10 protein-coding genes are annotated in these 9,584 nt (G+C 73.1%); 6 read left to right on the top strand and 4 right to left on the bottom strand.

The window, feature by feature from the left end; translation table 11 throughout:
* Positions 1-158: 158 nt before the first annotated feature.
* On the bottom strand, positions 159-710 hold the full coding sequence (locus tag NS184_RS11785) for an MOSC domain-containing protein (protein WP_058726306.1): 552 nt from the start codon (positions 708-710) through the stop codon (positions 159-161).
* A gap of 77 nt (positions 711-787) precedes the next feature.
* On the opposite strand from NS184_RS11785, the gene NS184_RS11780 reads away from it, so the two are divergent.
* Genes NS184_RS11780 through NS184_RS11770 form a run of 3 tightly spaced genes read left to right on the top strand, consistent with a single transcriptional unit; the run spans position 788 to position 2,690 of the window.
* Complete coding sequence (locus NS184_RS11780; protein ID WP_058726305.1) at positions 788-1,483, top strand: YceI family protein; 696 nt, start codon at positions 788-790, stop codon at positions 1,481-1,483.
* Entirely contained in the window at positions 1,483-1,995 is a 513-nt protein-coding gene (locus tag NS184_RS11775; RefSeq protein ID WP_058726304.1) for a sigma-70 family RNA polymerase sigma factor, read from the top strand. Before NS184_RS11780 ends, NS184_RS11775 begins: the two co-directional genes overlap by 1 nt.
* Entirely contained in the window at positions 1,992-2,690 is a 699-nt protein-coding gene (locus NS184_RS11770; protein ID WP_058726303.1) for an anti-sigma factor family protein, read from the top strand. The genes NS184_RS11775 and NS184_RS11770 overlap by 4 nt, the downstream gene beginning before the upstream one ends.
* Here the strand turns inward: NS184_RS11770 and NS184_RS11765 are convergent.
* Positions 2,687-3,160: a MarR family winged helix-turn-helix transcriptional regulator gene (locus NS184_RS11765; protein ID WP_058726302.1), complete on the bottom strand. Its 474-nt coding sequence runs from the start codon at positions 3,158-3,160 to the stop codon at positions 2,687-2,689. The genes NS184_RS11770 and NS184_RS11765 overlap by 4 nt on opposite strands.
* Before the next feature lie 118 nt (positions 3,161-3,278).
* On the opposite strand from NS184_RS11765, the gene NS184_RS11760 reads away from it, so the two are divergent.
* The 3 genes from NS184_RS11760 to NS184_RS11750 all read left to right on the top strand — a co-directional run bounded on the left by NS184_RS11760 (position 3,279) and on the right by NS184_RS11750 (position 8,110).
* Positions 3,279-6,854: a proline dehydrogenase family protein gene (locus tag NS184_RS11760; RefSeq protein ID WP_058726308.1), complete on the top strand. Its 3,576-nt coding sequence runs from the start codon at positions 3,279-3,281 to the stop codon at positions 6,852-6,854.
* 256 nt (positions 6,855-7,110) lie between these two features.
* On the top strand, positions 7,111-7,524 hold the full coding sequence (locus NS184_RS11755) for a hypothetical protein (RefSeq protein WP_058726301.1): 414 nt from the start codon (positions 7,111-7,113) through the stop codon (positions 7,522-7,524).
* 49 nt (positions 7,525-7,573) lie between these two features.
* Positions 7,574-8,110, top strand: coding sequence for a hypothetical protein (locus NS184_RS11750; protein WP_058726300.1), 537 nt, complete (start codon positions 7,574-7,576; stop codon positions 8,108-8,110).
* Between the two features lie 124 nt (positions 8,111-8,234).
* Here NS184_RS11750 and NS184_RS11745 read toward each other — a convergent pair whose 3' ends face one another.
* On the bottom strand, positions 8,235-8,585 hold the full coding sequence (locus NS184_RS11745) for a hypothetical protein (RefSeq protein WP_058726299.1): 351 nt from the start codon (positions 8,583-8,585) through the stop codon (positions 8,235-8,237).
* Entirely contained in the window at positions 8,582-9,577 is a 996-nt protein-coding gene (locus tag NS184_RS11740) for an SDR family oxidoreductase (protein WP_058726307.1), read from the bottom strand. Before NS184_RS11740 ends, NS184_RS11745 begins: the two co-directional genes overlap by 4 nt.
* Between the last annotated feature and the right edge of the window lie 7 nt (positions 9,578-9,584).

The raw sequence follows: 9,584 nt of genomic DNA, 5'->3' as shown, positions 1-9,584 counted from the left end.
CGGGAGGCGCGGGAGGCGCGCGCCGAGTCTCGCGTCGGCGGACACGTTCGCGGTCCGGCACCCGCGAAACTGTCCGGCGGGCCGAGTCTCGGAGCGCGACCAGACGCGCACGGACGCCGCCGCCCCCGCCGTGCCCCCGCCTCCGCCGTGCCCCGGGCTCAGACGGGCTGCAGCGGCTCCGGCTCGCCCTCGGGCAGCTCGACCCGCACGGCATCGCCCGGCCGGACGGACCCGCCCGTCAACACGACCGACATCACGCCGCCCTTCCGCTCGACGGACCCGTCCTCCGCGCGGCCGAGGACCGCCTTGAGCAGTCCCGGCTCGAACCCGTTGATCTGCTGGCACGGGTTCCGCAGGCCGGTCACCCGGACGCTCGCCGACTCGCCGAGGTGCAGGACCGTGCCCGCGGGCAGCCCGAGCAGGTCAATGCCGCGCGTCGTCACGTTCTCGCCCATGTCGCCGGCAGCGACCTCGAACCCGGCGTCCGCGACCTCGTCGAAGAGCTCGGCGTGCAGCAGGTGCACCTGGCGCAGGTTCGGCTGCGAGGGGTCTCGTGCCACCCGGGACCGGTGCTGCACGGTCGTGCCCGCGTGGGCGTCCCCCTCGATGCCCCACCCGGCGACGAGCACGACCTCGTCCACGAGCGGCTTGCTGAAGTGGTGACCCCCGTCACGGGCCACGGCGACGACGACCGGTGCTTGCGTTCCCACGCCCTCAGCCTGGCACGGATCGACACGCCGATCGAGAGCCGGTGAACGATCCGGACCGCTGTCTCGTCGTGAAGGGTATGGGACTCCGCACACGCACCAAGGTCATCATCGGCATCGCCTCCGGCGTCGTGGTCGTCGGCGCCGCAGCAGCGATCGCCGGCCCGGTCATCTACGCGAACACCGTCAATGCGCAGGCCGAGGCCGCCCCGTCGCTGAGTGCTGCACCGTCCGGCGGCGGGCAGCTCTCCGCGGCCGAGGCCGACGGCGACTGGAAGTCCACGGGCGACTCGTTCGCGGGCTACCGGGTGCACGAGACGCTGCAGGGCCAGGATGTGGACGTGGTCGGACGCACGAAGGACGTCGAGGGCACCGCCGAGGTCAGCGGCGGCTCCCTCACGGAGGCGACCGTCACGGTCCAGGTCGCGACGATCAGCACGCCCGAAGCCCGGCGTGACGAGTACTTCCGGACCACCGCCCTGCAGACCGACCAGCACCCCACGGCGACCTTCACGCTGACGAAGCCCGTCGATGTCTCCGGCGCACTCGACGGCTCCACCCAGGACGTCACCCTCACCGGCACCATGGACCTGCACGGCGTCGAGCAGCCCGTCTCCGCCGACGCCCAGGTCGCCGTGGCGGCGGACGGCTCGGTGCAGGTCGCGGGGAGCATCCCGATCACGTTCGAGGACTACGGCGTCCAGGCGCCGTCGCTCGGCTTCGTCACGGTGGACCCGAAGGGCTCCGTCGAGTTCTCCCTCGACCTGGAGAAGTGATGGTCACCGGACGGTCCGCCGACGAGCTGCTCGCCACGCTCCACCACGAGCACGGCGACGCGCTCACGCGGTACGTCCGGCACCTGACCCGGGACGGCCACACCGTCGAGGACGTCGTGCAGGAGACGATGGTGCGCGCCTGGCAGCGACCGGCCGTCCTCGAGCGGACGCCCGACAGCGTCCGGGCGTGGCTCTTCACGGTCGCCCGGAACCTCGTCGTGGACGACGCCCGGTCCGCACGCAACCGACACGAGCACGGCACGGAGCAGCCGGTCGACCGCGCCGAGGCCGACCGGACCGACGCCGTCCTCGACCGCATCGTCGTGGCGGACGCGCTCGCGTCGCTCAGCCCGGAGCACCGTCGGGTGGTGGTGGACGCCTACTGGCTCGGCCACACCGTGCCGGAGATCGCACGGCGGCACGACATCCCGGAGGGCACGGCGAAGTCGCGGCTGCACTACGGTCTGCGGGCGCTCCGGCTCGCACTGCAGGAACGAGGAGTGACCCGATGAGCGACGACCGCTACGCCGAGTGGGACGCCGCCTACATGCTCGGCTCGCTGCCGACGGACGAACGGCTCGAGTACGAGCGGCACCTCGAGACGTGCGACCGCTGTGCGGCCGCCGTCGCCGAGCTGGTCGGGCTGCCCGGCCTGCTCGGGAAGCTCCCGGCCGACCAGGCGGTCGAGATCGCGGAGCCGGACGGGAGGCCCGTCACCGGTTCCGAGGGCACCCTCGCCTCGGTTGCGCACCGCGTCCGGCACCGTCGTCGCCGCCGTCGCGTCTGGGTCGCCGCGACCGTGGCCGCCGCCGTGCTCGCGGCTGTGCTCGGCGGGCTCGCCGTGGGGACCGCTCGCGTCGACCCCGGCACCGTGCGGGCGGCCTCCCAGGGTCCTGCCGACCGGTACTCGCTCATCGGCGACCGCGGTCTCGACGTCGACCTGGCCGTGAGCGGCGAACCGTGGGGGACCCGGTTCGACTGGGGCTGCTCGTACGGCGGGAAGTCCTGGGCGGCCGACGGCTCCGTCCAGTACGACCTCGTCGTCGTGCGCGACGACGGCACGGCGGAGACGGTCGCCTCGTGGTCCGCGGCGGGGGAGGACGCCCGCGGGCTGTCCGCCTCGACGACCGTCCCGCGCGGCGACATCGCGAGCGTGCAGGTCCGGCTCCGCGGCGACGACCGTGTCCTCGCGGACGTCGACCTCTAACGGTCGGCGGCGTCCAGGACGACCGGACCGATCGCGGTGTGCACGCGCTCGCTGACGGTCCGCAGCGTGCCCGCGTCGGCCCCCACGGGCCTCCAGAACAGGTCCTCCAACGCAGCCGTGTGCGCACGGATGCCGGACAGCACCGCGCGACGGCCGTCCGGGGTCATCGACACCCAGCTGCCGCGGCCGTCGGTGGGGCAGTCGGCCCGCTCCACCAGCCCTCGGGCGACCATGCGTGTGACCTGGTGGCTGACGCGGGACTTCTCCCACCCGATGCCCGCGGCGATGTCCCGCACGCGGAGCCGGTGGTCGGGGTCGCGGTGCAGGCCGATGAGGATCTCGAACTCCGGGATCGAGATGCCCGCCCCCTCCTGCACGGCGTGGTCGAGCGCACGGTCGAGCCGTCGCCAGGCGTCGTGGTAGGTGTCCCACGTGACCCAGTCGTGCCCCTCGTCGTCCTGCGTCACCATGCTCGACAGCGTATCGACGGATGCCCGGAGCGACGCCGGTTTCATCCGTCCGGATGACCCTCCGGCGACGCACGGCGCGCTCCGAGGGACCGTCGGTGCCGCGGCATACGATCGGGGCATGCCGACCCCCAGCATCGCCGCCTGCACCGACGACGCCGTGGCCCTCGTGCGACGCTGGCTGGCAGCGTCGGCGGGCACCAAGCCGGACCCGGGTGCGGCACGGTTGGCCGGTGTGCTCCGCGACGAGCAGGGGCTCGACTTCACCCGCGGCTTCGTCGACCGGGTGGTCCGGCCGGAGGACCCGCGTGTCGCCGCCCGCAACCTCGAGAAGCTCAGCCAGGACGTCCCTGAGTTCCTCGCGTGGTACCTCCGCGGCGCGGTCACGCTCGGCGGCGGGTTCGCGACGATGGCGCCGTGGGCGGTGATCCCCACGGCACGGCGGATCCTCCGCCGGATGACCGGACACCTCGTGATCGACGCGACCCCGGCGAAGCTCGGTCCGGCACTCGCGAAGGTCGGCGGCCCGGGTACGCGGCTCAACGTCAACCTGCTCGGCGAGGCCGTGCTCGGTACCGCCGAGAGCGACCGACGGCTGCAGGGCACGACGGACCTCCTCGCCCGCGACGACGTCGACCACGTCTCGATCAAGGTGAGCTCGGTCGTGCCGCAGACGTCGGCGTGGGCGTTCGACCAGACCGTCGATCGGGTGGTCGACCGGCTCGTCCCGCTCTACCGGCTCGCCGCTGCTCCGCTCGCCGAGGGCCACCCGGCGAAGTTCATCGACCTCGACATGGAGGAGTACCGCGACCTCGACGTCACCCTCGCGGTGTTCACGACGCTGCTCGACCGTGACGAGTTCGCGGGGCTCGAGGCCGGCATCGTGCTGCAGGCGTACCTGCCCGACGCCGCCGGCGCCCTCGACCGGCTGACCACGTGGGCCCAGGCGCGCCGGACTCGTGGCGGCGCACCGGTGAAGGTGCGACTCGTCAAGGGTGCGAACCTCGCGATGGAGCACGTCGACGCGATCCTGCACGAGTGGCCGCTCGCCACGTGGGGCAGCAAGCGCGAGACCGACACCGCCTACCTCCGGATGCTCGACACCGCCCTCACACCGGAGCGCACCGACGCCGTCCGGATCGGCGTCGCCGGCCACAACCTCTTCGACCTCGCCACCGCGTGGGTGCTCGCCCGACGCCGGGGGGTCACCGACGCGGTCGACGTCGAGATGCTGCTCGGCATGGCGTCCACCCACGCCGACGCGGTCCGGGCCGACGTCGGTCAGATCCTGCTGTACACCCCGGTCGTGCAGCCGGAGGAGTTCGACTCCGCCATCGCCTACCTCGCCCGACGCCTGCAGGAGAGCGCGAGCCCCGAGAACTTCATCTCCGGAGCTTTCGACATCGACCGTGACGTCAGCGTCTTCGACCGCGAACACGGCCGGTACCTCGCCTCCGTCGCCGCCCTCGACGAGCCGGTCCCCACCACGAACCGTACGCAGGACCGTCGACGTCCACTCGGCGAGCCCGAGCACCGCGACGGCTTCCGGAACGCCCCCGACACCGACCCCTCGATCGCCGCGAACCGCAGCTGGGCGCTCGACGTCCTCCGTCGCGTCCCGCGGTCCCAGCTCGGGGCACAGACGATCCGCGGTGCGAAGGTCGTCGACCGCTCGACGCTCGAACGCATCGTCGCCCGGACCGCGCAGGCCGGCGTCAACTGGGGCCGCCAGGACCCGACCGACCGTGCCGAGCTGCTCGACCTCATCGGGCACGAGCTCGAGACCCGCCGCGCCGACCTCGTCGAGGTGATGGCCGCCGAGACCGGCAAGACGCTGGGCGAGGCCGACGTCGAGGTCACCGAGGCCATCGACGCCGCGCACTACTACGCCGAGAGCGCCCGACAGCTGGCCGCGCTCGACGGGGACGGCGCCCGGTTCGTCCCGCCCCGGCTGACCGTCGTGGTCCCGCCGTGGAGCTTCCCCGTCGCGATCCCCGCGGGTGGGGTCCTCGCCGCGCTCGCCGCGGGCAGCGGGGTCGTGCTCAAACCGGCGCCCGAGGCCAAGCGGTGCGGTGCGCTCCTCGCCGACGTGCTCTGGGACGCCGGGGTGCCGCACTCCCTGCTGCAACTCGTCGACCTCGACGAGGACGCCCTCGGCCGTGAGCTCGTCGCCCACCCCGCCGTCGACCGCGTCCTGCTGACGGGCAGCGCCGACACCGCCCGCTCCTTCCGGTGGTGGCGAGCCGGCCTCCCGCTGACGGCTGAGACCAGCGGCAAGAACGCGATCGTCGTCACGCCGAGCGCCGACCTCGACCTCGCCGTGCAGGACATCGTTCGGTCGGCGTTCGGACACGCCGGTCAGAAGTGCTCCGCCGCGTCGCTCGTCGTGCTGGTCGGTTCCGTCGGCGAGAGCGAGCGCTTCCGCCGACAGCTCGTGGACGCCACCCGGACGCTCCGGGTCGCGTGGCCCGACGACCCTGGTGCGCAGGTCGGGCCGGTGATCGCCGAGCCGACGGGCACGTTGCGCGCCGGGCTGACCGAGCTCGGCCCGGGGGAGTCCTGGCTCGTGCAGCCGGTGCCCCTCGACGACTCGGGTCGGCTGTGGTCCCCCGGGATCCGCGACGGCGTCCGACCGGGCAGCGACTTCCACCAGACGGAGTACTTCGGCCCGGTGCTCGGCATCATGCGGGCGGAGACCCTCGAGCAGGCGATCGCGATCCAGAACGGCACCGACTACGGCCTCACCGCCGGCATCCACTCGCTCGACGTCGACGAGGTCGCGGACTGGCTCGCCACCGTGCAGGCCGGCAATCTGTACGTCAACCGGGGCATCACCGGCGCGGTCATCGGTCGGCAGCCGTTCGGCGGCTGGAAGCGGTCGTCCGTCGGCACCGGCACCAAGGCCGGCGGTCCGCTCTACGTCGCGACGCTCGGACGGTGGGAGCGCACCGAGCGGACCGTCCACAAGAGCATCCACCTGCACGGGCTCCCGCCGCGGGTGACGGCGCTCGTCGAGGCAGCGCGCAGCGGACTCTCCTTCGAGGAGTTCGACCAGGTGCGTGCCGGGGCCCTGAGCGACGTCCGCGCCCGCGAGTCACGGTACGGCCGGTCGCACGACGACTCCGCGCTCGTGGTGCAGCGCAACGTGCTCCGCTACCGCCCGCAGTCGGTGATCGTCCGGCACGCGGAGGACTCGGCGACGGGCGACCTCGTCCGCGTGCTCGCCGCCGCCACCGCAGCCCGTGCCCACCTCATGCTGAGCACGTCCCGGCCGCTGCCCGGACCGCTCACGCAGCTGCTCGCGTCGTCCCGCTCACCGCTCGACGTGGTCGACCACGTGGTCGAGAGCGACGAGGAGTTCCTCGCGCGTGCTGCCTCGGGCGCGGTCTTCGACCAGCGGTGGAGCGACCCCGACGACGAGCAGCAGGACGCCCTCGACCAGGTGCTGTCCCAGCAGGACGACCGGCCGCGCCACACGGCCTTCGGCGGCCCCGGGAGCCGCATCCGTCTGCTCGGCGGGGACCCGCTCGCCCTCGAGGAGGCGCTCGGCGTCAGCGTGGACACGGCGATCCACGACGCTCCCGTGGTCGAGTCCGGCGTCATCGAGATGCTCCCGTTCCTCCGCGAGCAGTCCGTGTCCATCACAGCGCACCGCTTCGGCGACCTCGACCCGGACTTCCAGGAGCTCCGGGTCTGACGAGGCCGCGTCCGACCGCACGCCGCACGCCGAGGCCCTGGACGACGCCCCCGTCGGCGCCGCTTGGCGCTCGGCCCCGCCCACGTTCCGCGCGCACGTCGATCGCGCTGCGCCTCCGCGCCGACGCCGGTCCGCCGATCCCCCACCGTCGGACCGGCGGTATCTCGCGTTCCCAGCCAGAGCCGGAGTCGAGCCGAAGGGCGCCGGTACCATCGGTACGTCCACATGCAACATATGACACATAAAGGTCACACGCATGCGTCGTACCCTCGCCTCAGCCGTCCTCGGAGCAGTCGCGCTCGGCACCATCGCCATCGGAACCGCGCCTGCTCAGGCGGCGGAAACCAGCAGCCTGCCGTGGGAGACCCCCGCTTCCACCGTCGACCCGTCGGCAGCCCCGCAGATCGACACCATCCTCACCCCGTTGAACGGATCCGGCACCCCCGAGTTCCTCGGCGAGAACGTCGCCGCGGGGGCCCGGGTCGAGGTCACCTACGCCGGTCACACGTCCGTCGTGACCGCGACGGAGGCCGGCTTCTTCGCCGCTGCCGTGCCGGGCGGTCGATTCGTCGCCGGCCAGGACCGTGTGACCGCCGTCCAGCTGCACGACGGCCAGCGTTCCGCGACCGGTACCTACACGATCGACGACCGGTTCCTCCCCCGGTTCTGATCCCCGGTCGAACGACCCTTCCTCTCCCCAGCACAGAAAGAACCATCCGATGAAGACCTCCATGAAGATCGGCGCCCTCGCCCTCACGGCGCTCTCCGCCCTGACCGGCAGCCTCGCGCTCTCGGACGCCGCCCAGGCCGCCGAGCCCGCGCACGTCCAGCTCGTCGCCCAGGACCGCGTCGGCGCCCTCCACGGCCTGCCGTACATCGCCGTGACCGACAAGGCCGGCACCGTCGACTACTTCACGACCGCTGCCCGGGCGCGAGCAGCCGCCGCGACGTTCGACGCCCGGACGGTCCGCGGCGGTGTCGAGCTGTGGTCGCAGGACGGCACTGGCTGCCTGGCCTGGGGGTCGAAGGGCTGGAGCAACAGCGGCTACCTGACCGGTCGGGACGCGACGTTCTGCGGGTCGGACCTCGCCCTGAACACCTTCTCGCTCGAGGCCGGCGGCAAGCTCGCCGTCGAGGGCATCGGCGGCGACCAGCTCGTCGGTGCTCCGACGGGCGACAGCGCCGGCCGGATCGTGCTGTCCACGGACCAGCGTCAGACCGCACCGATCTCGTTCCTCAGCCTCGCCGGGAACTGACCGGACCGCGACCTCGCCGAGGACCAGCGAGTGGGGTGCGTCGTGTCGGCGCACCCCACCCGTGTCGCGGCAGCGGTCCGCACCACGCACCTCGGTGACGGCACCGGTCGCGGGCGCCGTGACCTCAGCGGCGGAGCGACCCGTGTCCGCCGGCGCGACCGACCGCGGCGACCTCCGCCACGGCCAGCGCCACGGCGAGCAACACCTGGACGGCCGCGAACCGCCGGAGCCGTCCGCCGAACAGCGCGACCGGCACCATCGAGGCTCCGTGCAGCGCGTCGACCAGGGCGCTCGCCGTGTGCGCGTCGACGGTCCCGGCACGCCGGACGAGCACGGCCTGACCGAGCTGCCGGACCGCCAGCACCGCATCGAGCACCGGCGTCGGTCGACCGCGGAGTGCGCGGGCCGCGTGGACGGCGCCGAGTGCCGAGCGTGCGGACTCCACCGCCGTGCGGGTCCGGCCGGTCCCGGTCACCGCCGACGACCCGCGGCGAGGGCGATCGCTCCGGCGGCACCGAGCACGGCACCGATGATGCCGTTGCCCAGCCGGCGGTGCTCGACCCACCAGGTCTGCGGCGACCACGCGTGCGCCGAGTCGTCGAACACCCCGTGTGCCCCGTGGTCACCCGGGATCGGCTCGTACAGGTTGACCCCGAGCGCGGCGCCGTCCTTCTGCGGTGCCTGCTGGCCGGACACCAGCGTCTTCGCGGCGTACCAGTCGGCGAACCGCGCACTGATGCGGTTGCCGAGGATCGTGTACACGGTCGACTCGCCGACCCAGGTGCGGCGGCGTGGCCGTTCTGCGGTGGCTGCGATCGCCCGTGCGCCGACCTCCGGCTGGTAGATCGGGGCGACCGGTTGCGCCTGGTGCGGCAGCTTCGACTTCACCCACTGGAACTGGATGGTGTTGAGCGCCGGCATGTCGACCCGCGAGATCGCCACCTTGCTGCCCTGTTGCTCGAGCTCCGAGACGACGGACTCGGTGAAGCCGACGATCGCGTGCTTCGCACCGCAGTACGCGGCCTGCAGGGGGATCCCGCGGAAGCCCAGTGCCGATCCGACCTGGATCACCTGTCCGCGATCGCGGGGGACCATGCGGGACAGTGCAGCCCGGGTCCCGTTCACGCAGCCGAGGTAGGTGACGTGGAGCGCCCGCTCGAAGTCATCAGGATCCGTGTCGAGGAAGCGACCGAAGACGCCGACCATGACGTCGTTCACCCAGAGGTCGATCGGCCCGAGCTCGGCCTCGACCCGGTCGGCCGCGGCCTCGACGGCCTCGCGTTCGGAGACGTCCACGAGCACGGCGAGTCCGCGGCGTCCCGCTGCCTCGACCTCGGCGACCGCAGCGTCGACACCGTCCTTCCCGCGGGCGAGGACCGCGACGTCCCAGCCCCGGGCGGCGAGTTCGCGCACCGTCGCCCGTCCGAGTCCCGCCGAACCACCGGTCACCACAGCCACACGTGTCATGGTCCCG

The organism is Curtobacterium luteum, assembly GCF_001475545.1.
Lineage (GTDB): Bacteria > Actinomycetota > Actinomycetes > Actinomycetales > Microbacteriaceae > Curtobacterium > Curtobacterium luteum_A.
Note: the sequence above shows the minus strand (reverse complement) of the source record. Positions and strands in the feature narration are given on the sequence as shown.

Bases quoted from the DNA above. Each gene is read 5' to 3' on its own strand.
- NS184_RS11765 (WP_058726302.1), bottom strand. From the start codon at position 3,160: ATGGTGACGCAGGACGACGAGGGGCACGACTGGGTCACGTGGGACACC.
- NS184_RS11770 (WP_058726303.1), top strand. From the start codon at position 1,992: ATGAGCGACGACCGCTACGCCGAGTGGGACGCCGCCTACATGCTCGGC.
- NS184_RS11750 (WP_058726300.1), top strand. From the start codon at position 7,574: ATGAAGACCTCCATGAAGATCGGCGCCCTCGCCCTCACGGCGCTCTCC.
- NS184_RS11740 (WP_058726307.1), bottom strand. From the start codon at position 9,577: ATGACACGTGTGGCTGTGGTGACCGGTGGTTCGGCGGGACTCGGACGG.
- NS184_RS11760 (WP_058726308.1), top strand. From the start codon at position 3,279: ATGCCGACCCCCAGCATCGCCGCCTGCACCGACGACGCCGTGGCCCTC.
- NS184_RS11775 (WP_058726304.1), top strand. From the start codon at position 1,483: ATGGTCACCGGACGGTCCGCCGACGAGCTGCTCGCCACGCTCCACCAC.
- NS184_RS11780 (WP_058726305.1), top strand. From the start codon at position 788: ATGGGACTCCGCACACGCACCAAGGTCATCATCGGCATCGCCTCCGGC.
- NS184_RS11755 (WP_058726301.1), top strand. From the start codon at position 7,111: ATGCGTCGTACCCTCGCCTCAGCCGTCCTCGGAGCAGTCGCGCTCGGC.